At 41.9% G+C, this 22,718-nt stretch carries 24 protein-coding genes; 20 read left to right on the forward strand and 4 right to left on the reverse strand.

The annotated features are described in order from the left end of the window. Positions 1 to 216 precede the first annotated feature (216 nt). Complete coding sequence (locus tag EZJ28_RS03150) at positions 217 to 1,374, reverse strand: tyrosine-type recombinase/integrase (RefSeq protein WP_131394862.1); 1,158 nt, start codon at positions 1,372 to 1,374, stop codon at positions 217 to 219. A gap of 216 nt (positions 1,375 to 1,590) precedes the next feature. Here EZJ28_RS03150 and EZJ28_RS03155 point away from each other — a divergent pair, with 216 nt between their 5' ends. Then, positions 1,591 to 2,694, forward strand: coding sequence for an adenylate/guanylate cyclase domain-containing protein (locus EZJ28_RS03155; RefSeq protein ID WP_131394864.1), 1,104 nt, complete (start codon positions 1,591 to 1,593; stop codon positions 2,692 to 2,694). Positions 2,695 to 2,707: 13 nt separating this feature from the next. Here EZJ28_RS03155 and EZJ28_RS03160 read toward each other — a convergent pair whose 3' ends face one another. Continuing rightward, entirely contained in the window at positions 2,708 to 3,094 is a 387-nt protein-coding gene (locus tag EZJ28_RS03160; RefSeq protein WP_131394866.1) for a hypothetical protein, read from the reverse strand. Positions 3,095 to 3,424: 330 nt separating this feature from the next. Here EZJ28_RS03160 and EZJ28_RS03165 point away from each other — a divergent pair, with 330 nt between their 5' ends. The 19 genes from EZJ28_RS03165 to EZJ28_RS03255 all read left to right on the forward strand — a co-directional run bounded on the left by EZJ28_RS03165 (position 3,425) and on the right by EZJ28_RS03255 (position 21,433). Then, complete coding sequence (locus EZJ28_RS03165) at positions 3,425 to 4,057, forward strand: Crp/Fnr family transcriptional regulator (protein WP_131394868.1); 633 nt, start codon at positions 3,425 to 3,427, stop codon at positions 4,055 to 4,057. An 80-nt stretch (positions 4,058 to 4,137) separates the two neighbouring features. Continuing rightward, complete coding sequence (locus tag EZJ28_RS03170; RefSeq protein WP_131394870.1) at positions 4,138 to 4,938, forward strand: sulfite exporter TauE/SafE family protein; 801 nt, start codon at positions 4,138 to 4,140, stop codon at positions 4,936 to 4,938. Between the two features lie 502 nt (positions 4,939 to 5,440). After that, the gene (locus EZJ28_RS03175; RefSeq protein ID WP_131394872.1) at positions 5,441 to 6,742 is read left to right on the forward strand and encodes a cytochrome ubiquinol oxidase subunit I; all 1,302 of its coding nucleotides are present in this window, start codon (positions 5,441 to 5,443) and stop codon (positions 6,740 to 6,742) included. Beyond that, entirely contained in the window at positions 6,739 to 7,773 is a 1,035-nt protein-coding gene (locus tag EZJ28_RS03180) for a cytochrome d ubiquinol oxidase subunit II (RefSeq protein ID WP_242670058.1), read from the forward strand. Before EZJ28_RS03175 ends, EZJ28_RS03180 begins: the two co-directional genes overlap by 4 nt. A gap of 131 nt (positions 7,774 to 7,904) precedes the next feature. Continuing rightward, entirely contained in the window at positions 7,905 to 8,219 is a 315-nt protein-coding gene (locus EZJ28_RS03185; RefSeq protein ID WP_131394874.1) for a hypothetical protein, read from the forward strand. A gap of 2 nt (positions 8,220 to 8,221) precedes the next feature. Continuing rightward, the gene (locus EZJ28_RS03190; RefSeq protein ID WP_131394876.1) at positions 8,222 to 8,707 is read left to right on the forward strand and encodes a DUF2231 domain-containing protein; all 486 of its coding nucleotides are present in this window, start codon (positions 8,222 to 8,224) and stop codon (positions 8,705 to 8,707) included. A gap of 7 nt (positions 8,708 to 8,714) precedes the next feature. Further along, positions 8,715 to 9,329, forward strand: a complete 615-nt coding sequence (locus EZJ28_RS03195) for a class I SAM-dependent methyltransferase (RefSeq protein WP_131394878.1) — start codon at positions 8,715 to 8,717, stop codon at positions 9,327 to 9,329. Between the two features lie 63 nt (positions 9,330 to 9,392). Beyond that, positions 9,393 to 10,223, forward strand: a complete 831-nt coding sequence (locus EZJ28_RS03200) for an SDR family oxidoreductase (RefSeq protein WP_131394880.1) — start codon at positions 9,393 to 9,395, stop codon at positions 10,221 to 10,223. Then, positions 10,201 to 11,610: a coniferyl aldehyde dehydrogenase gene (locus tag EZJ28_RS03205; protein WP_131394882.1), complete on the forward strand. Its 1,410-nt coding sequence runs from the start codon at positions 10,201 to 10,203 to the stop codon at positions 11,608 to 11,610. The genes EZJ28_RS03200 and EZJ28_RS03205 overlap by 23 nt, the downstream gene beginning before the upstream one ends. Before the next feature lie 162 nt (positions 11,611 to 11,772). After that, positions 11,773 to 12,459 (forward strand): nitroreductase family protein, encoded by a 687-nt coding sequence (locus EZJ28_RS03210; protein ID WP_131394884.1) that lies wholly within the window; start codon positions 11,773 to 11,775, stop codon positions 12,457 to 12,459. Between the two features lie 165 nt (positions 12,460 to 12,624). Beyond that, positions 12,625 to 13,038, forward strand: coding sequence for a hypothetical protein (locus tag EZJ28_RS03215; protein ID WP_131394886.1), 414 nt, complete (start codon positions 12,625 to 12,627; stop codon positions 13,036 to 13,038). 199 nt (positions 13,039 to 13,237) lie between these two features. Next, complete coding sequence (locus EZJ28_RS03220; RefSeq protein ID WP_131394888.1) at positions 13,238 to 14,143, forward strand: sterol desaturase family protein; 906 nt, start codon at positions 13,238 to 13,240, stop codon at positions 14,141 to 14,143. Between the two features lies 1 nt (position 14,144). Further along, positions 14,145 to 15,485, forward strand: coding sequence for a rhodanese-like domain-containing protein (locus EZJ28_RS03225; RefSeq protein ID WP_131394890.1), 1,341 nt, complete (start codon positions 14,145 to 14,147; stop codon positions 15,483 to 15,485). 221 nt (positions 15,486 to 15,706) lie between these two features. Beyond that, positions 15,707 to 16,192, forward strand: a complete 486-nt coding sequence (locus EZJ28_RS03230) for an acetyl-CoA carboxylase biotin carboxyl carrier protein subunit (RefSeq protein WP_131394892.1) — start codon at positions 15,707 to 15,709, stop codon at positions 16,190 to 16,192. A gap of 87 nt (positions 16,193 to 16,279) precedes the next feature. Next, entirely contained in the window at positions 16,280 to 17,722 is a 1,443-nt protein-coding gene (gene accC / locus EZJ28_RS03235; RefSeq protein WP_131394893.1) for an acetyl-CoA carboxylase biotin carboxylase subunit, read from the forward strand. A gap of 39 nt (positions 17,723 to 17,761) precedes the next feature. Continuing rightward, positions 17,762 to 19,303 carry an acyl-CoA carboxylase subunit beta gene (locus EZJ28_RS03240; RefSeq protein WP_131394895.1) on the forward strand — a complete coding sequence of 514 codons (1,542 nt, stop codon included), beginning with the start codon at positions 17,762 to 17,764 and terminating at the stop codon, positions 19,301 to 19,303. 169 nt (positions 19,304 to 19,472) lie between these two features. After that, positions 19,473 to 20,375 (forward strand): NAD(P)-dependent oxidoreductase, encoded by a 903-nt coding sequence (locus EZJ28_RS03245; protein ID WP_131394897.1) that lies wholly within the window; start codon positions 19,473 to 19,475, stop codon positions 20,373 to 20,375. An 83-nt stretch (positions 20,376 to 20,458) separates the two neighbouring features. After that, the gene (locus EZJ28_RS03250) at positions 20,459 to 21,016 is read left to right on the forward strand and encodes a YeeE/YedE family protein (RefSeq protein ID WP_131394899.1); all 558 of its coding nucleotides are present in this window, start codon (positions 20,459 to 20,461) and stop codon (positions 21,014 to 21,016) included. Positions 21,017 to 21,019: 3 nt separating this feature from the next. Next, positions 21,020 to 21,433 carry a DUF6691 family protein gene (locus EZJ28_RS03255; protein WP_131394901.1) on the forward strand — a complete coding sequence of 138 codons (414 nt, stop codon included), beginning with the start codon at positions 21,020 to 21,022 and terminating at the stop codon, positions 21,431 to 21,433. Positions 21,434 to 21,497: 64 nt separating this feature from the next. Here EZJ28_RS03255 and EZJ28_RS03260 read toward each other — a convergent pair whose 3' ends face one another. Next, entirely contained in the window at positions 21,498 to 22,187 is a 690-nt protein-coding gene (locus tag EZJ28_RS03260; RefSeq protein ID WP_131394903.1) for a cupin domain-containing protein, read from the reverse strand. Positions 22,188 to 22,194: 7 nt separating this feature from the next. Further along, positions 22,195 to 22,716 carry a nuclear transport factor 2 family protein gene (locus EZJ28_RS03265; RefSeq protein ID WP_131394905.1) on the reverse strand — a complete coding sequence of 174 codons (522 nt, stop codon included), beginning with the start codon at positions 22,714 to 22,716 and terminating at the stop codon, positions 22,195 to 22,197. Between the last annotated feature and the right edge of the window lie 2 nt (positions 22,717 to 22,718).

Here is a 22,718-nt window from a genome sequence, read left to right on the forward strand (position 1 = left end):
TGGACTAGAAATCTTTTATTCTTGATTGTTCTTTTCTTAATTCTGTTTTACCAAATCTAATTATTAGCCACCATAAAAATCCTCCTAAGTCTGTAAAGATCTCATATCGCATTTGAAGATGGTTTTTATGTGTTTAAATCAGTCCGCAATTTACTTCTTTCTTGAATTTATGTGAAAATGCGCTACAACTCGTTATATTCACGGCAATTTAAGCTTTTATTCTAAAATATTCCGGGATAAACGCAGATTGGAGTCTCCTTTATCGGCCCTCGTAAGCAGCTCCTTTAAACTGGCATCCAGCGGACTCTGTATCTTTACTACATCTTTCTGGGCCACATGAGTGTAGATCATTGTGGTCTCCGGCTTCGCATGCCCTAACAAAGCCTGGATGTAACGAAGGTCCGTGCCGTTCTCAAGCATGTGCGTGGCGAAACTATGCCGAAGGGTATGCGGACTCACCCGCTTTTTGATCTTCGCCCTCTTGCACGATTCCTTTAAAAAATGCCTTACGGCAGAGGCAGTATAGCACTTTTCCTTATAACCTTCAACAAAATAACGCTTAGGTGTATATGTTTGAAGATAATTGTAAATAAGAGGAAGAATACTTTCCGCCAGCATCACATACCTGTCCTTTCTTCCCTTAGACTGTCTTATAAAAATCTGGCGTCTGTCAATATCTATATCTTTCAGTTCAAGAGAGATCAGTTCTCCAATACGTAGCCCGGCAGAATAAATAAGCGCCAGTACGCAGCGATGTTTAAGGTTCCTGGTAAGCCGCAGTAAATCCAGTACTTCCTCTTTGCTTAAAACGGTTGGCAGATAACTGCTTTTCTTGGGTCTTTTCATTTTATCCGTTTCAAATAGCGCCAGGCCCGAGAATACAAAATAATGCTTAAGAGCTGTAATACACTGTCGGTGAGAACTAATGGAATAGTGTTTCCCGGCGATTTGTTCTTCATTGAACCTGGCTACATCGCTTTCAGTGAAAGTAATTGCTTCGGGATACATCTTCAGGAATTTAGTGACAAAATTCATATACGTCTTCACCGTACTTTCACTGTACCGCATCCCACAAAGGTATTTTCTAAACGCATCCGTCTTATCCTGCTTGATCTCTGTTTTTTGGATTGATTCATTCAGTTTTGAATAGTCCATTAATGAATCATCTGCAACGATCTGGCCTTTCTTAAGGTGTATCAGGAAACGATCCAATAGTTGGCGGTTAGCATTGATATAAAAACACTGGAAAGTTTGTGACCAGCGCAGTCCCTCAAATAGCTTTAAATACTCCTTTAAAGGAAGGCTGAATTTAAAATCCACACCTATCTGATGTTCATTCCGGTGGCGGAAAATAAACAAATTCACTTTTTTCATAAGCTGAAGAATAAGAGATTAAATATAGTTGAAAATCAACCTCTTGGAATTTTTATTTTTAGCTGAAAACGTTAAATTTTTCCTACCGAAAGTTTTCCCTTTAAAAGCTGTATTTTGAGTTTAAAAAATTATATATCAGATGGTTACATAGGATTAATTATTTTCCTGAAATTGAATTTTTGGTAATATCTTACAGTATAAATTCCTCGGTATGATATGAATCTGCAACCAAAAATAAAAGCCCAGATCTTTCTCGTGATAGGGGTGACGCTTTTCTGGATGGCCAGCGGTTTATTTATGGCTTTCTATAAGTGCGTGAATTATATACCTGCTTCCAATGAGTTCATCTTTGTGGTGCCGAATCAGTTATCATTTGGATCTTTTCTGCTTATCAATATCATCGGGCCGGCTGTGGGTGGATTTATAGGAGGAAGTATTTTAATTTTTAGGCTTAGTGAAAACCTGCGTAAAAGAAGCTACAGGTATTATGTTTTTGTCAACTTCTGTTTCTTTCTAGGCTTTATCCTGGTCCTTAATACCCTTATTCCTTACTGGTTCTACTACCGGGAGCAAATTCACAGTGCCGCTGACCCGTTTTCCACAGCGCTTGATCTTCTTATACTGGATCCCTATGCCCTGCGTAATATAGTTACCTGGCTGGTAATTGCCTGGCTCACCGTGCAGGGTCTTAATATCTATGAAAAATATGCCCCCACAACCCTTATCTCGCTATTTATGGGCCGTTATCACCGGCCACATGAGGTAAGCCGGATCTTTATGTTCCTTGATCTCAGCGATTCTACTGGCATAGCCGAAAAGCTTGGACATATTCAGTTCTTTGAACTCCTTAAGGATTTCTTTAGTGATATGACAGATCCTATCCTGGATTCCCAGGGCGAGATCTACCAGTATATAGGGGATGAGATCGTTGTAAGCTGGCCCATTCGTCGTTCTGTTTTAAAGCATGTGCAGCCCCTTGCCTGTTTCTTCCGTATAGAAAAAAGCGTGGAGAATAAAGCCAATTATTATCTTGAGAAATATGGACTCTTACCCGGTTTCAAGGCCGCCATACATAGCGGTGAAGTAGTGGTGGGGGAGATAGGCGTGATCAAAAGGGAGATCGTCTACTCAGGTGATATCCTTAATACCACTTCACGTATGCTGGAACAGTGTAAGATATATAATCAGAAACTCATCATTTCAAGCCAGCTCATTGAGATTTTTCCGAAGAAGAAAATTGAAGAATACAATTTGTATGAGCTTGGAGAAATGGCTTTAAGGGGTAAGAGCAGAATGATGAGACTTTATGGAGTAAGCTGATATTCTGAAATTGCTAATGCAGCTTCATTCTTTCCGGATGTTCGTGTTGTTTTCGGTCCAGGTACCAGTAGAGGAGATAGAGCATACCGGGAGGAAAGATACCAAGAAGGAACTTCAGATCCAGCACGTTATTAAGAAGCATGGCGGTAATGATGGAAAGGGACGAAATTAGACCACCAAGGCCCGGCCATTTATAGGCAAGTGCAAGCCCCGTGATCGTACCTATGGGAAAACATATAAAAGTTATAATATCCTTATTGCTCAGGGATCCGGTACCGGTTTCCTCGGTTCCAAAAATATGGGCGATCAGAAAGAAGAGTACAAAGGCCAGGATAATACTTCCCCAGGCCCTGGCAACCCAGAGGATACTACGGGTAAGATATTGGAAATAAGTAATCATGAGCACCTGTTTTCATGAAACGTTTTCACTCTCTAATTTATGCATTTTTACTGACAATGCCTTGGCTTGAATTGTTTAAAAGGGCTTTTTTCATATAATTTGGCAGGGCATTTCCAATTCTTGCTATCCGGTCTGGTCTGGTTGGTTTACTACCAATACGGAATCCTTATATTTAAAAAAGCCTGTCGCATAAATGTTCATTTATATTACTTCCTTCAGAATTTATTGCCTTTTTCCTTTGAAAATGAGGGAAATATTATAACTCCTACCATTCCGCTGGGCTTTATTCTTAAATATTATTTCTAATTTTAAGGCTTCAACTTTCCGCATATGAACGAAGAACTAAAGGAAGCTTACGGATTTCTTTTTGAAAAGGAATTACTTAACGAAATAGATGAAGTAGGTACTATAAAAAGAATGAAGGCCGGTGAGACCATCATTGAAATAGGGGATTATGTGACAGGGATGCCGCTGCTTATAAACGGGGCTATCAAGATTTTGCGTGAAGATGAGGATGGCGATGAGCTGCTCCTTTATTTTATTGAAAGAGGCGATACCTGTGCCATGACACTTAGCTGCTGCCTGGGGCAATCTAAAAGCGAGATAAGGGCGGTTGCTGAAACCGATACTACTTTCGTGATGATCCCTGTAGCTAAAATGGAAGAATGGACTTCCAGGTATAAGACATGGCGTAATTTCGTTTTCCAGGCCTACCATGCCCGCCTTTCTGAAATGCTTGATACCATAGATGCCATCGCGTTTCTTAATATGGACCAGCGTCTTATGAGATATCTGCGGGACAGGGCAAAGATCAAAGGGGATGATTTGATCCAGAGTACGCATCAGGAGATCGCTTATGATCTGCATACCTCAAGGGTGGTAATCTCCAGGCTGCTCAAGAAACTTGAAATGGAAGGTAAGATCTCTCTTCAACGTAACCAGATAAAAGTAATAGACCTGTAATGTCTCCTATTACTTTTGTAACCATTGTTACTGCAAAACCTACGGTCTCGTATTACTTTTGCGCACGATTAAGCTGAAAGATGGATTTACTTGAGATATTGGGATATTTTGGAGGATTGTTAATAGGAGTCGTTCTGGGCCTTATTGGTGGTGGTGGTTCCATACTTACCGTTCCGGTAATGGTCTATTTACTGGCCATAAACCCGGTCACCGCTACAGCCTATTCCCTTTTCGTAGTGGGAACTTCTTCCCTGGTGGGCGCTCTGCGGAACATTCCGAAGAAACTTATCGATTTCAGGACGGCGATCGTTTTTGCCATTCCGGCCTTTGTAGCTGTTTACCTTACTCGTAAGTTCCTCGTGCCCGCTATTCCGGACGAGATTTTTACCCTGGCAGGTTTTACGCTTACCAAAAATATTGGGATCATGATCTTCTTTGCCATTATTATGATCGTGGCGGCTATCTCTATGATCCTTGAAAAAGACAATGGAAAAGATGTGCAGGAAGTAAAGGTTTCCTATAATTATCCGCTTATCATTATTGAAGGCATCGCAGTAGGTTTGCTTACAGGTATCGTTGGAGCGGGCGGTGGATTCCTTATAATCCCTGCTCTTGTTCTATTGGCCAAATTACCTATGAAGAAAGCGGTGGCCACATCGCTGCTTATCATAGCTATTAAATCCCTTATAGGCTTTATTGGGGATGTAGAAAATATGAAGATCGATTGGATATTCCTGCTAATTTTCACTTCGCTCTCTATAGTAGGGATCTGGCTGGGTGTTTACCTTAATAATTTCATTAATGGGAAGAAGCTGAAAAAAGCATTTGGATGGTTCGTACTCCTCATGGGGGTTTATATCATCTGGAAAGAACTTTATTAAATATCTGTTAAGTTCTCTGTGAGTGTAACAAATGTTACATTCAGATTTAATGGAATATTCTATCTTCCTTGATCTTTTAATCTTTCCCCCCCGTATTTAATAGAATAAGTTCAACAAATTAAAAAAGAATTTGATTAGTTAGGTTAGTTGTACCGGAAAGGTTAGAATTCAGTATCCGGATAGCAGGGTAATGTTTTTCTGGTGATTTGGCAGGGGGAAGATAACTTGCATAAATTCAGGTTGCGACCGAATAGAGAACCTCTTTCTTTCAAACATTTCGAAAAACAATTCTTAAAGATCACAAGGTCTGTTTAGAATGGTTAGGTGTCCCGGTTATCCGGATATTGCCTCTCCGGGAATACTTCTTCATTATAACCTTAAATCTTTCTAAATATTGGAAGGCTTTCAAGGTGAACCTTCAAAATTTACCTAAATTTATAAGCCAAAGAACAGGTCCTTTCAGCTTATTTCCTGCTGGTCTGGCCTTAAAAACATTCCTTTAATGGAAAACCTTGATTACGCCAGGCTTCAAATGGCATTCACCCTTGGCTTTCATATAATTTTTGCTTGTATTGGCATGGTCATGCCTTTTTTTATGGTGGTATCCCATAAAAAGTGGCTTAATACCCGCAAGCCTCTTTATCTTAAACTAACAAAGGCCTGGCAAAAGGGCGTAGCGATCTTTTTCGTTACTGGAGCCGTATCGGGAACAGCCCTATCCTTTGAACTTGGAATGCTCTGGCCCGAATTCATGAAACACGCGGGTCCGGTGATAGGTATGCCTTTTTCGCTGGAAGGCGCAGCTTTCTTTGTAGAAGCTATCGCTTTGGGATTTTATCTGTATGGATGGAATAAACTCCCGGAAACATTCCATTGGATCACCGGTATCATAATAGGGATTTCAGGAGTGGCTTCGGGGATCCTGGTGGTTTCGGCCAATGCATGGATGAATGCGCCTGCAGGCTTTGAAGTGATAAATGGAGAATTCGTCAATATAGATCCGGTAGCCGCCTTCTTTAACGAAGCCTGGTTCACCCAGGCCCTGCATATGACCCTCGCCGCCTTTGCAGCGACCGGATTTGCCGTCGCAGGTGTGCACGCTTTCCAGATTCTGCGCAATAAAAGTGTGGAACTGCATAAGGCTGCATTTAAAATAGCCATTTTCTTCGGCGGGGTGGCGGCCCTGCTTCAACCCTTGAGCGGGGATCTGTCAGCCAAGGATATCGCGCAGAGGCAACCTGTGAAACTGGCGGCCATGGAAGCTCATTATGAAACTAAAAGGAATGCGCCGTTATATATAGGGGGGCTGGTGAATGAGCAGGCCAGGGAAGTAACACATAAGATAGAGATCCCAGGGGCATTGTCCTTTCTGGCCTTTGGAGATTTTGATGCTGAGGTGAAGGGACTGGAAGCTTTTCCCGAAGATGAATTACCCCGGGTAGCCATTGTACATTACGCCTTCCAGGTCATGGTGGGGATAGGTACTTTATTGATGATAGCCGCGATTATTTACTTTATAAGCCTTAAGAAGAAGAGCTGGTGGAATAGCCGAAAGTTCTGGTGGTTTTTTGCCTTATTAAGCCCTCTGGGCTTTATCGCTGTGGAAGCCGGTTGGGTGGTTACCGAAGTAGGGCGCCAGCCATGGATCGTCTATAATGTGATGCGAACCAGTGAGGCTGTAACACCAATGCCTGGGCTGGAGTATAGTTTTTATATGTATGTCCTGGTTTACCTCGCCCTGGCCGTCACCGTCGCCTGGCTTATGAACCGCCAGATAAAGGTGCTTAACAATTCAATTGGATGATCATGCTGTATGTAGTGTTATTTTTTACTTTCTTTTCGTTGTTTCTGTATGTGCTGCTGGGGGGTGCCGATTTTGGAGCAGGCATCGTTGAATTGTTCTCCTCGCGTGGCAATCGCAAGCTAACAAGGGATACGATTTATCGTGTTATGGGGCCTATCTGGGAAGCTAATCATATCTGGCTTATAATCCTTATTGTGATCTTATGGATAGCTTTTCCTTCTTATTTCAATATTATCATTATCTATCTCCATGTTCCGCTAACACTTGTGCTGCTTGGAATCACCATACGGGGTGTCGCCTTTATCTTCAGGCACTATGATGCTGTGGTAGATAGATCCCAGGTCTGGTATAACAGGCTTTTCCGAATAGGAAGCTTTATAACCCCGGTTTTCCTGGGTATGTCCTTCGGAACCCTTGTGAGCGGAAAGATCATTCTTACTACCGATTATTCTCAAATAGGCTTTGCCGATATCTTTCTATTTCCATGGCTGAATGTTTTTACCCTGCTTACGGGGCTGTTTTATGCCGCCCTTTGTGCGTTCCTTGCTTCAACCCTGCTCATTGGCGAAACCACAGGGGAGGTAAGAAAGATATATAGCCGTAAATCGGCAATTTTCACTATTACGCTTGTGCTTATCGGGGGAGCGGTACTGGCATACGGATATTTTACAAATATGGTCTTTGTAAAGGACTTTTTACAGAATACCTTGTCACTGGCAGCCATAGCTCTTTCAGCCATTCTGCTGCTTCCGCTCTGGCAGTCTATAAAAAAACAATACAGTATGCGAACCAGGATACTGGCCGGAATACAGGTGTTGCTGGTGATCTTTGCAGCCGTTAACACTCATTTTCCAAATCTCATAATCACGAGTACTTCTGAACTTGACCTCCTGGCTGGAGCTGCTCCGGATTCGGTGATCAGGGTTCTGGGGATATCACTCATAATAGGAGGCGCCGTCATCTTACCGGGATTATTTCATCTGATGAAATCCTTTAATATGATCTATCCTAAAAAGGATCTTCATCAATAAAACATATTGTAATAACCCTGTACATCTATAGATAAAGAAAGTATAAAATCTATTGGATGTAGGCATAATCTGATGATTTTTGAGTAATTTCAGGGTAGATTTACATTAAATCCAATCTAAAAACACTTGATATGAGATCTTCAATTTTAAAAGGATTAGTATTTAGTACAATACTCCTTTTTTTCGCCTGTGGCGAAAGTACCGATGTTGTGGAATCTGGCACTTACCAGGGAACCATCAAAGAGGTAGAGCCTGAAAAGAGCGAGATTTATGTTACCACCGATGATGACAAAACACTCGAACTTTATTTTACCGATAATACCAGCCTTACCAGGGATGGAAGCGAGGTAGACTTTTCAGAATTGAAGGAAGGTCAGAAGGTAGAAGTGGAAGTTGAGAAAGTGGGGCAAAGACTGGATCCCATTTCGGTAAAAATTATGGAATAGGTATGAACGAGATACCAGAATTCTGGCGGACAGAGGTTTTTCATCCTCTGTCCGTTCATTTTCCTATAGTGCTGCTTCTGCTTGCATTCCTCTTTAAACTTATCGCTCTCTGGTCTGCCCGAATAACCTGGGAGCAGGGAGGAAGGTTCTTACTTATCCTGGGTGTGATAGGTGTATGGATAGCTGTTTACACCGGTGATCTGGCCGATGGGATCGTTTCCAGGAACCTATGTGACCCAACCATTCTTAAAGATCATGAGAACCTTGCCCTGGCCACGGCATGGATCTTTACTGCCGCTCTTTTACTGGAGCTTATAATCACTTATGTAGACCTGTTTAAAACCAGGGTAATTTCAATAATTCTGGTTATTATACTTGGAGCCGGCTCGGTAGTTCTGTCCTATACCGGCCATCTGGGTGCTCAGCTGGTATATCAACAGGCAGCCGGAGTATTTGTACCTTCGCAGGACTGCAATGAATTTAACTGATGTAGTAATGGAAGACCGTACATCTCACTGGAATCACATTTATTTAAGCAAGGAATTTGAAGAAACCAGCTGGTACCAGGAAAAACCGGAAGTATCCCTGCGGCTCATCGAATCTCTAAACCTGTCAGAGACGGCTCAGATTATCGATATAGGCGGAGGAGATAGTTATCTCGTAGATAATCTTCTGGAACTGGGATACAGGAATATTAGTGTCCTGGATATTTCAGTCCGGGCTGTAGAAAAGGGCCTGAATCGTCTGGGCGAGCAGGGTGAAAATGTGAACTGGATCGTAAGCGATTCCAGGGAATATAAATCACCTCAGAAGTTTGACCTGTGGCATGACAGGGCAGCTTTTCATTTTCTAACAGATGAGCAAAGCATTGCAGCTTATATTTCAAACCTGAAAACTTCCCTAAGACCCGGAGGCTATTTTATACTTGGAACCTTTTCGGAAAAGGGACCCGATAAGTGCAGTGGGATCAGGATAAAAAAATATTCTGCTAAAGAAATGAAAGAACTTTTCCGGGAAAATTTTAATCTTATCCATATTGAGAATATAGATCATAGTACACCCTGGGATGCCACACAGAATTTTACCTTCGGGGTTTTTCAAAAGATATAAGCAATAGTGAACGGATTTACATTTGAAAATCCTTAATTTTAAACCAGTCCCATACGTAAAGATTTGACCAGTTTTAACCAAAAAACAATACTCATAACCGGCGCGGCGTCGGGAATAGGTCTTTTAATGGCAGAACTTGCGATCAGCAGGGGAGTCAGCCATCTGATCATGCTGGATATTAATAAGAAAGCCCTTGAACAGACCCGCGAACAATTGACTTCTCCAGGCTGTGAGATCCATTCTATCCCTGTGGATCTTAGCAGTGAAATAGAGATCCGTGAGGCGCTGAAACAAATATCGGCCAGGGAACTGCAGGTGGATATCCTTATCAATAATGCAGGCATAGTCACAGGAAAAGATTTCGAGAAGCATTCTGAAGAAGAAATAGAGAAGAGCATACAGGTGAATTCCATTGCTCCCATGAAACTCACTTTAGGCCTGCTTCCGCAGATGATAAGAAAAGGAAGCGGCTATATAGTCAATATTTCTTCGGCTGCAGGCATGCTTGCCAACCCGGGAATGTCTGTCTATTGTGCAAGCAAATGGGCGCTGAGTGGATGGTCTCATTCCCTGCGTATTGAAATGGAAAGAAAAAGCACCGGCGTGAAGGTCCTCACTGTAACGCCATATTATATAGATACCGGGATGTTCAGGGGAGTAAGCTCACCCCTTATTCCTATCCTGAAACCGGAGAAAGTGGCCAAACGCATCATAAGGGCGATTGAAAGAGAAAGGATCATTTTAAGAACCCCGGGAATCATCTATCTTCTGCCATTTGTAAAAGGGATTCTCCCGCAAAGAATGCTGGATGTTTTGATAGGTAAGATGTTTGGCATATATGATTCAATGAAAACATTTAAAGGCAGAAACGATGACCAGAACCCAGCTGGATAACCTACTAACCAAACAAAAACAGTCTTTTACAACTTCTCCACCAGACCTGAAGAAACGCCTGGAAAATCTTGAGAAGCTTTCCAATAGCGTAGAGGTGTGGAAGGAAAAACTGATCGAGGCGGTTTCCAGTGATTTTGGTTCCAGATCCCGGGAGGAAACCCTGATGCTTGAAATCTTTCCTTTACAGGATGAGATAAGACATGCAAAAAAGCACCTGCGAAACTGGACAAAAAGAAGATATGTTCGCGGTTCCTGGTTTTTGCTTCCGGCTTCGGCATATTATGAGTATCAGCCCCTGGGAAGCGTGGGAATTATGGGAGCATGGAATTACCAGGTACTGCTAACGCTTAGTCCCCTGGTAGATGCCATAGCCGCCGGGAATCATGCGATACTCAAGCCTTCAGAGATAGCGCCTGCCTCGGCTGAGGTGATTAAAGAACTTATCAATTCTACCTTTCCGGAAGAATATGTTCATTGTATAACCGGCGATACCCAAGTGGCACGAAACTTTTCTTCCCTCCCTTTTGATCATCTTTTCTTTACCGGTTCCGGAAATATAGGAAAGAAGATAATGGCGGCAGCGGCAGAAAATCTTACTCCGGTAACCCTTGAGCTGGGCGGAAAATCACCGGCGATAATACATGAGTCCTATTCGGTGAAGAGAGCGGCTAAACGTATCCTTGCGGGGAAACTTTTAAATGGCGGTCAAACCTGCGTGGCCCCGGATTACGTAATACTTCCCAAAGACCTGAACGATGATTTTAAGGAGGCGGCATTAGATCTCGTTCAGAAATTCTATCCGGATATTTATGATAATGAACAATACAGCCATATCATCAATGAAAGTCATTACAATAGGCTTAAAGGACTCCTGGAAGATGCCGAAAACAAGGGAGCGACGGTGGTTGAGCTGTCAAAAGGAACTTCCGCCGGAGATAAATTTCTAATCACTCCAAAGCTTGTCTTCAATGTGAATGATGATATGGAGATCATGCAGGAAGAGATATTTGGTCCATTGTTGCCGGTGCTTAACCTTGACACTTCTCAGGAAGCTGTGGCCTATGTGAACAACAAGCCAAAGCCTCTCGCTCTTTATTATTTTGACTCAGGCAGGAAGCGTATCAATTGGCTATTAAAAAATACGCTTTCCGGAGGAGTTTGCATTAATGATACGGTATATCATCTGGCTCAGCATAACCTGCCGTTTGGCGGGGTAGGTGCCAGTGGGATGGGGCATTATCATGGTTTTGACGGTTTTAAGACATTCTCCAAAAAAAGAGCCGTGATGCATCAAAGAAGCTTGGCTGCTTCAGACCTTTTACATCCACCTTTTACCGACTGGAAAAAGAAACTCATCAGGTTTTTAACGAAGCTTTCCAGATTGTAATGCTCATCATAAGCAAAGAGAGATGACCTCACTCTCTTTGCAGTCGAAGTCAAGCAACCTCTATTGTTTTACTCATTACAGGGAAGCAATGATATATTCCTGGTTGGGAAGTCTTAAATCTTCAATTGCTTTTAATAAATTTGATAAACAATAGTTAATTCCATGTCTGTTAAAGAACAAATTATCAAGGGGTTTCGCCATGTACCTTATAAGCCGCAGAGCTATTCATCTGAAGAGATGTTGAAGCGATCAGAACAATATTATCGTTTCCTTGATAGCAGAAGATCGGTAAGGCATTTTTCAGATAAGGACGTTCCTGTTGAAGTGATAGAAAACATAATAAAAACAGCAGGAACAGCCCCTTCCGGTGCTCATAAACAACCCTGGAAATTTTGCGCAGTATCCGATCCTGCGCTTAAATCAAGAATCAGAAAAGCAGCAGAAGAGGAAGAAAAGGAAAATTATACTGCCAGGATGAGTGAGCGCTGGCTCAAAGACCTCGCTCCGCTGGGGACAGATACAAATAAGGAGTTTCTGGAGATTGCGCCATGGCTTATTGTAGTGTTCAAAGAAGCCTATGAGCTTAATGAGAAGGGTGAAAGACATACTAATTACTATGTGAACGAATCGGTAGGTATTGCGTGTGGGATGCTGATATCGGCCATTCATAATGCAGGGCTGGTTACACTAACTCATACCCCGAGTCCAATGAATTTTCTTTCAGACATTCTTAACCGACCAAATAATGAAAGGGCTTATTTGCTTTTACCGGTGGGTTATGCGGCCACCGAAACTTTTGTTCCGCATATCAGCAGGAAAGAATTAAAAGAGATAAGTGAGTTTTATTAATAAAAAAAAGCCTATTCCTGTAGGGCGAAATAGGCGTTTTAAAATTAGCCATAAAGGTTACTTGATAGAGGCAAAAAAGTCAACTGCTTTTAAGGATATAAAATTACATAACTTATTGGAGGAATTTGGTAACACTTGTTACACAGGGATTTATAAATTATAAAAATGCCTAAACTTCTTTTAAAAAGGAATTCTGAATGGGCCAACAAGATGAAGGTCTATGAACTTTATCTCAACGGTAAGAAATTCACGGAGATAGACCATGATGAGGTGCTTTCCTTTGAGATCCCTGAAGGTAAATACCGCCTGGTGGCCAAAGTGGATTGGTGCAGTAGTCAGCCATTGGATCTTGAGTTTAAGGAAGGTGAATTAAGAAAAATAGAGATCACAGGTTTCGTATTTTCAAAATATCTTTTTCCGGCTGCGGCCCTTACCCTTATTCTCTATATGGCTATCTATTTTCATTTTAAAATAAACAGTCTTCTTTTAGCCAGTATCTTGATGTTCTTTTTCGGTTATATGATTTATTTCATGAGTTTTGGCCGGGGGCATTATCTTAGATTAATTGAAAGGCCTTAGATAAATCCTCCTATTAAATCAGGTTTATAGTAGAACATGTTAATGGCCTTTATTAAATTTATATATGTGAAATTATAAACCTGCATAATTGGGACCTGGCGGAATAATATGGTTTTTAAGTTTGAAGAAACTGTAACATAAGTTACTGCACTTCCCCTTCTATATTTATATTTTTGTGCTTCAAAATTTTTAAAAAGGATTGAATAAGTATATCGAAATAATACAGGATTCCTTCACAGGCTATTTTAATTACCTGGTGAATGAGATCTTTAACCCGAGCTGGACCAGTTACTTTTACTGGCTCATAGGGCTTTCTGTACTTGTATGGGTCCTGGAGATCCTGATCCCCTGGAGAAAAGAGCAGAAAGTTTTTAGAAAGGGTTTCTGGCTGGATACTTTCTATATCCTGTTTAATTTCTTTCTATTCTCTTTAATAGGTTATAATGCCCTGAGCAATGTGGGAGTGGAGCTTTTTAATGATTTTCTTGGTCTTTTTGGAATTGAGAATATTGTTGCGATAAAACTGAATGATTTACCAGCCTGGACCCAGTTACTAATAATGTTCATAATTGCCGATTTCATCCAGTGGAATGTACACCGGCAGTTACATCGCCAGCCTTGGCTGTGGGAATTCCATAAAGTACACCATAGCGTAAAGGAAATGGGTTTTGCAGCCCAGTTCAGATTTCACTTTATGGAAACGATCATTTACAAATCGGTTCAGTATATTCCTTTGGCGATGATAGGTTTCGGTATAAAGGAATTCTTCGTGGTTCATATGTTTGCCGTATTCATCGGCCATCTAAACCATGCAAATGTAGGCTGGGATTACGGTCCGTTAAAATATGTGCTTAACAACCCCAGGATGCATATCTGGCATCATTCAAAGGAATTGCCAGAAGAAAGGCCTTATGGAATGAATTATGGCCTTAGCCTGAGCATTTGGGATTATATCTTTGGCACCGCATATATTCCGAAGAATGGAAAGAATATAGAATTGGGATTTGAAGGGGATGAGAGCTTTCCTGAAGATTTCGGGAACCAGACCCTTTTTCCTTTTAAAAATAAAAACAGAGTAAAATCAAATCAATATAAATTAGAATAATATGATCATAAAACAGTTTGAAGACAGTCCTCTGGCACACTATTCATATGCGATTGTAAGCGATGGAGAGATGGCGTTGATAGATCCTGCAAGAAATCCAATTGATTATTACAGGTATGCTGAAGAACAGGGGGCCAGGATCACAGCGGTTTTTGAAACACATCCTCATGCCGATTTTGTGAGTAGTCATATGCAGATCCATGAAGAGGCAGGAGCAACCATATATGTAAGTAAGCTCCTGGGAGCCGATTACCCTCATAAATCTTTCGATGATGGTGACAGCCTTAAGATTGGTAAGATTACATTCAGTGCGATCAATACCCCGGGCCATTCGCCAGATAGTATTACCATAGTTGCGAAAGATGGAGATAAAACCGCTCTCTTTACGGGAGATACACTCTTCATTGGCGATGTGGGCAGACCCGATCTTAGGGAGAAGGCCGGGAATATGAAGGCTAAAAGGGTAGATCTTGCAAAGCAGATGTACAACACCATCCAGACCAAATACAATGATCTACCGGATGATGCTCTTGTGTATCCGGCTCACGGTGCCGGTTCTTTATGTGGAAAAAACATGAGCGATGCTTCTTCCAGTACTCTTGGAAATGAGCGCCAGGGCAACTGGGCATTTAAAGACCAGACCGAAGAAGAATTCGTGGAAGAGATCCTGAAAGATCAGCCTTTCATCCCGTCTTATTTTGGATTCAATGTGGATATTAATAAGACAGGGCCTGAAAATGTACAGCGTACCAAATGGGCCAATAAATTACGATTGAATGTGGATGAGGTGGAAGAAGGTGTCCTTGTGGTTGATACCCGGGACGGAGATAGCTTTAAAGCAGGCCATTTGCCAAATAGTATCAATATTATGGCCAGATCTGAAAAGGATAAATACGAGACCTGGCTGGGAGCTATAGTGAAGCCCGAAGAGAAGTTCTATCTGGTTATCAACTCGGTGGATAATCTTGAAGAAATGCTTGAAAGAACGGCAAAGATCGGATATGAAAAACAGGTGAAGGCCGTGATAACTTTAAGTAAGAAGGTTTCTGAAAAGTCTCCTGATTTCGATCTTGAGGATTTCAAGAAGAACAAGGATAATTACACCATCGTGGACATAAGGAATAAGAGCGAGCTGGCTGAAGGTAAGATCTTTGAAGATGCCATCGCGGTACCCCTGAATGAGCTGAGGGATAATTCAACCGAAATTCCTTCTCATAAACCGGTGGTGGTTCATTGCGCCGGAGGATATCGTTCTGCCGCAGGAGCCAGTATTCTGGATAACAAATTTGATAGTACCAAAGTGTATGATCTTAGTGAAGCGATCAAGGATTTTAAATCATAAGAATAATCTGTTCAACTTAATAAACCCGGAATGAAAGTTCCGGGTTTTTTTATAGGTCTTTACCAAATGATTTACGCTTTCATGGTCATTGCAAATGCAGTGAAACAATTCCCCCCATTTAAACCAAAAGCCCATATTTTGAGATTTCCACAACATCTCAAACAGCTTAATTTTCCTATATTTACGCTTGTACGGCCAAAAAATAGAACATACAACCACTTATGGAGAAAAAATACAGGCTAAAGGTTAACGACAGCTATAATTTTGAATTTACCCAGGAGGAAGCAGAAGCTCTTGATACACAGCAAATTTCTAAATCCAATTATCATCTTCTTAAGGATAACCGGTCATTTACCGCAGAGATCTTTAAACCCGATTTCCTCAACAGGAAATATGAGATTAAAATCAATTCCAATATCTATTCGGTAAAGATCAATAATGACCTTGATATGCTTATAGATGAGATGGGATTGTCCCTGGGAAGTATGCATCAGGTAAATGATATTAAGGCACCCATGCCAGGCCTTATTCTGGAAGTAAATGTGAAGGAGGGTGATGAAGTGAAAGAAGGAGATTATCTCCTGGTTCTGGAAGCCATGAAGATGGAAAATACACTTACGGCCCCAAGGGATGGGGTGGTCAAATCGGTTACCGTGGGTAAGACCGATACTGTGGAAAAGAACCAGTTATTGATAGAAATGGAGTAACAGGGAGCAAGATTCCCGAATTCCGAATTTGAAAATTAATGAGAAGTCACCTCGCGCGTAATTGAGAGGTCTTGTTAAAAAATAAATATGAAGAAAATATTAGTAGCCAACAGGGGAGAGATAGCTTTAAGAGTTATGAAAACCATTAGAAAAATGGGGATCAAGACGGTGGCTGTCTTTTCTACTGCCGACAGGAATGCGCCTCATGTTAAATTTGCAGATGAGGCCGTGTGTATTGGACAGGCTCCTTCAAGTGAGTCATATCTCAAAGGAGATAAAATAATAGAAGTAGCTAAAGAACTTAATGTAGACGGTATTCATCCGGGCTACGGCTTTCTGAGCGAGAATGCTTCTTTCGCGCAAAAGGTGGAAAAGAATGGTATAACCTGGATAGGACCGGGTTCCAAAGCCATTGAGATCATGGGTAGTAAGCTCGCCGCTAAAGACGCGGTAAAGAAATATGGCATTCCCATGGTCCCGGGGATCGATAAGGCCATTACCGATACCGAAAAAGCTAAGGAAATAGCACGGGACATTGGTTTTCCCATACTTATTAAGGCTTCTGCCGGTGGTGGAGGTAAGGGGATGCGTATAGTGGAGAAGGAAAAAGATCTGGAAGATCAGATGAAAAGGGCCATCAGTGAGGCTGAATCGGCTTTTGGCGACGGCTCGGTCTTCATCGAAAAATACGTGGCTTCTCCAAGACATATCGAGATCCAGGTACTGGCAGATACGTATGGTAACATTGTACATCTTTTTGAAAGAGAATGCAGCATTCAGAGAAGACATCAAAAGGTTGTGGAAGAAGCGCCTTCGGTCGTACTTGATGAGGCATTAAGAAAAGAAATGGGAGAAGCCGCAGTTAAAGTGGCTAAAGCCTGTGATTATGTGGGGGCAGGAACGGTTGAATTCCTTTTTGATGAGAACCGCAATTTTTATTTTCTGGAAATGAATACCCGGCTTCAGGTGGAACACCCGGTGACCGAATTTATAACCGGGATAGACCTGGTGGAACAACAGATACGTGTTGCGAGAGGAGAAAAACTCAAGTTCGCTCAGGAAGACCTTAGTATACGGGGTCATGCCATGGAGTTAAGGGTGTATGCCGAAGATCCTCTGGAAGATTTTATGCCGAGTACCGGAAGACTGGAAAAGTACCAGTTACCTTCAGGAGAAGGGATTCGCCTGGATAATGGTTTTGAAGAAGGCATGGATGTGCCTATCTATTATGACCCTATGCTGGCCAAGCTTATTACCTACGGGGAAACCAGGGAGGAGGCTATACAGTTGATCATAAAAGCCATCGATGATTATATTGTGGAAGGCGTGAGCACTACGCTTCCTTTTGGAAAATTCGTATTTCAGCATGAAGCTTTCCGAAGTGGTAACTTCGATACCCATTTTGTAAAGAAATATTATTCACCGGAAGCCCTGGAGGAGGAAACCGAAAAAGAAGCAAGGCTCGCGGCCCTGATAGCCCTTAAAGAATATCTTAAGGATAAGGAACAACTAAGGCTTCCGCACAACTAAAAAACCGGAAAGAGATTTTAAAAATTCAGAATCGTAGCAATGAGCAATAACCTCGATAAATTAAAAGAAAAGATTGCCCTGGCCCATAAAGGGGGAGGAGATAACAGAATTGAAAAACAACACGAGAAGAAAAAGCTTACCGCCCGGGAACGGGTAGAATATCTGCTCGATGAGAATTCATTTGAGGAAATAGGAATTCTGGTCACTCACCGTACCACCGATTTTGGGATGGAAAAACAGAAATATTACGGGGACGGTGTAGTCACTGGCTACGGGACCATCAATGGCCGGCTGGTGTATGTTTTCGCTCAGGATTTTACCGTCTTTGGTGGATCTCTTTCAGAAACCCATGCCGAAAAGATATGTAAGGTGATGGACCTTGCAGTGAAGACCGGTGCGCCTATGATAGGCCTCAACGATTCGGGTGGAGCAAGGATACAGGAAGGCGTTAGATCGTTAGGCGGATATGCCGATATTTTTCACAGGAATGTAAAATCTTCGGGAGTCATTCCACAGATCTCCGCGATCATGGGACCCTGTGCCGGTGGAGCGGTTTACTCTCCGGCCATGACCGACTTTACCCTGATGGTGGAAGATACATCGTATATGTTCGTCACCGGACCAAATGTGGTGAAAACCGTGACCAACGAAACAGTGACTTCAGAAGAACTGGGCGGGGCCAGAACCCATGCCACAAAATCTGGAGTTACCCATGTGACCTGTGCTAACGATATCATTTGCCTGGAAAATATAAAACAGCTAATCAGTTATTTACCTCAAAGCAATAGATCTACTCCAGAGAAACTTGAATACGAACTTGGGAATGAACACCGTGAAGAACTGGAAGGTATCGTGCCAGACAGTTCCAATAAACCTTATGATATGCATGAGGTAATAAGCGGGATCATTGATTCCGATTCCTTTTTCGAGATTCATAAGGATTATGCCGATAATATCATCGTAGGTTTTGCCAGGATAGGAGGTAGAAGTGTGGGTGTGATTGCCAATCAACCCATGAGCCTGGCCGGTGTGCTGGATGTTGATTCTTCCAAGAAAGCTGCACGATTTACACGCTTCTGTGATTGTTTTAATATTCCATTGCTTGTACTGGTAGATGTGCCGGGATTCCTGCCTGGGACAGATCAGGAATGGAATGGTATCATACTTCATGGCGCCAAACTTCTTTATGCCTTGAGTGAGGCCACCGTGCCAAAAGTGACCGTCATTACGCGTAAAGCATACGGAGGAGCCTATGACGTGATGAACTCCAAGCATATTGGTGCCGATTTTAACTTCGCCTGGCCAACTGCAGAGATCGCCGTAATGGGAGCCAAAGGAGCTTCGGAAATTATTTTCAGAAAGGAAATAGCCGAAGCGGAAGATCACGAACAAAAACTGGCGGAAAAAGAGGCCGAATATGCCGAAAAGTTTGCCACTCCTTTTGAAGCCGCTCAACGCGGATTCATCGATGAGGTGATAATGCCTAAGGATACCCGCCGTAAACTAATCAAAGCCTTTAGTGCATTAGAGAATAAGCAGGTTCTTAGACCTAATAGAAAACACGGGAATATTCCGTTGTAAGAATCAACTTTAATGATGTCCCGATAGCTATCGGGATGATTCAGCATCTTAAAAGACCCTGAAACAAGTTCAGGGTGACGTTAAACGATTCTGCTTTGGTTGTTACTCCTTAGCAGGGGCGTTGCTTAGGTCACCTCGAGCGTAGTCGAGAGGTCTTTAATTATATTATATGAAATTCAACAAATTAGTCTGTGTAGATCATACGAAGCTGAATGATCAAGCCATCTCTCAACTGGAAGATTTCAGCAATGAGGTTAAGGTGTATTCGGATTATCCGGAAGAAAAAGAAGAGATCATTAAGCGTATAGGAGATGCCGAAGCAGTACTGGTCTCATGGCGTACTCAGATAGACAAAGAAGTCATCAAAGCCTGTGATAAGCTCAAATATATAGGGATGGCCTGTAGCCTGTATGATGATGAGTCGGCTAACGTGGCAGTGAAATTCGCCAAGGAGAGAGGGATTACTGTAAAAGGAATTAAAGACTATGGCGATCCCGGAGTGGCTGAATTTATTATTTCAGAACTCATTCAGCTTCTGAATGGTTATAAGGGTTCACAATGGAAGGATATGCCCCAGGAGCTAACGGGGCTTAACATTGGTATTATAGGGATGGGAGTTACGGGCCAGTTACTGGCAAAATGTCTTCTGCCTTTTGATCCCGATCTTTATTACTACAGTAGGTCAAGGAAAATGGAATGGGAGACAAAAGGGGTGAAGTACCTTCCTTTGACACAATTGCTGGAAACCTGTGAGGTAATATCTTTTCACCTCCCAAAGAATACTGAATTAATCGAATACCTTGAATTCAAAAACTTTGGAAATGGAAAAATTCTTATCAACACCTCTCTGGGTTTACCTTTTGAGGAGACAGCATTTATGAACTGGATAAATAATGAAGGTAATTTTGCCATTTTCGATGCCGATGGCAGAAAAGAACTTTCCCAGGAAACTGAAAAGATCTCCGGAGTGATCGTTTCAGAATTCAGCGCAGGCTGGTCTGAGCAGACCAGAGAAAGACTTTCCAAAAAGGTGTTAGAAAATATAAAGGAATATTTAGAAGCCAGCTCCTGAATCTTTTCTGTATATGTGTAACTTATGTTACGGAAAATCAAGTGTAAAAATCTTATTTTTGCCCTCCCTAAAAAAAATGCGATATGGAAATGATACTACAACCCTGGCCCTGGTATGTTTCGGGTCCGCTGATAGCTTTGATAATGTTCCTTCTCATTTTCATGGGAAAGAAATTTGGAATGTCTTCAAATTTACAAACACTCTGCACTATGTGCGGGGCCGATCAAAAAGCCTCATACTTTAACTTTGACTGGAAAACGAAAAGATGGAATCTTATTGTGATTCTTGGTGCTGCCATTGGTGGTTTTATCGCGATTAATTTTTTAACCGCAGATCCGGCGGTGATTATAAACCCCGATACGGTTTCTAACCTGCAGGAATTAGGTTTTGAGAGTACAGGAAAAGCTTACCTTCCCGATGAGATCTATAGCCTGGAAGCCCTTACTGACTGGAAGGCTCTCAGTATTCTGATCGTTGGTGGCTTTCTAATTGGTTTTGGGGCGCGCTGGGCAGGAGGTTGTACCTCCGGTCATGCTATTTTTGGGCTGAGCAATCTGCAACTGCCTTCGTTGATCGCCGTAGTTGGTTTCTTTATAGGAGGCCTTGTAATGATTCATTTATTATTTCCATTAATATTTTAAGAGATGAGAATAGTAGGATATTTAGTGACGGGTATATTTTTTGGAATCGTAATGTTCAAATCTGAAGCGGCTTCCTGGTTCAGGATCTATGAGATGTTCCGGTTCGATTCTTTCCATATGTACGGGATAATCGGTTCGGCACTGGTTCTGGGTGTACTTGGAATTCAGCTTATAAAAAAGAAAAGACCTAAAGACTTTTACGGGGAAGAAATCAAATTAGCCCCTAAGGAAAAAGCATACACTGCCAATATCATGGGAGGAATAGTTTTTGGCCTGGGCTGGGCGCTTGCAGGTGCATGTCCGGGGCCGATATATACGCTTATTGGAGCAGGATATATCTCTGTGATCGTGGTCTTTCTTGCTGCAATCCTCGGAACCTTCGTGTACGGCTTGCTCAAGGATAAATTACCACATTAAGAAGTAAATAATAAAACGCTTAAAAAGTACGGTACTTCTTAAGCGTTTCTTTTTTTTAAATGGATCAATTAACCCGTTCTGCTTTCAGATATAATTCATTAGCCTGGATTTTATCTATCATGTCTTTTCCCTTGGCTGCCATATCCTTCCATTTTTGAGAGGCATGGATTTTATCGTAAGCGGCAGCGTCTGGCCAGACCCCTTCCAGAAAATACTGGTAATTGTCACTATTTTCATCCTGTATCTTGTACAGGTGATAGCCGGCATTAGGATATCCTTCTTCACTAATTGCCTGATTCATTTCCTTTAAATGATCTGATAATTGTTTTTCAGTAACACCCTCGGGAAGTTCAAATAAATGCAGGCTCTTTTTACCAGCATTATTTGAGTTGGATTTTAATTCAATCTGAATGAGCTCAAAAGGTGTATCACCAATATTGCTGGGCTGATGTTTGGCTTTATCTACCCAGACTACATCGCCTTTCTTTCCACCCATTTCGAAGGATTCACCGTCTCCGGTCTTCATTTTTGCTTTGTGATCTGTAAGAAACACTGCCACACCTTCAGGATGACTGTGCATTACAGATTCCTCACCGGGTTGGTAGTTTATTCTAAGAATTCGAACTTTATCATTATCCAATTCCACCTTATAGTGTTTTGGATCCAACTTTACGGCATCCTGCGCCATTAATTTAACAGGCAGGAACAATAGCAGGACAAGAAAAATCCTGGTCGGTAATATTATTTTTTTCATGACCTTCTTAATTAATTGTATCGGTAGCAGTAGTATCAGACTCCTGCATGGCCATCATCATGACCGAATTGTCCCAGTACCCATGTTCCCTGACTATCTTACCGTCTTTGAACTGGGCTGTTAAATGAACAGGAATAATCACTTCCTGATTGCTCCCCGAAATTGTACCGGTCCAGTCACCCCAGTAATTAACCCAGGTATTATCTTCATCGGTTACAACCATTTCATACTCTTCATCTTCATCTGCAAACTTATAATTTGAAAGTCCTGAAAGAGTTTCCTTATGGGCACTGATCACAGCATCAATGCTCTGTCCTTCAGTACTATTATGAAATATCTGGGCTGTATCAGCATAATGAGACTTTAAGGACTGCCAGTCACCTTTTTCATAGTCACTTATAGCCGACTTGAGGGTGTTTATCTCCTCAGAATCCTGAGTATATCTCAGCTTTTCCTCTTTCTTATTGGCGTCATTACACGAAACTGAAAACAATCCGATCAAAAGACCAATTATAATTAGCTTTTTCATAC

It is taken from the genome of Gramella sp. KN1008 (assembly GCF_004332155.1).
GTDB lineage: Bacteria > Bacteroidota > Bacteroidia > Flavobacteriales > Flavobacteriaceae > Christiangramia.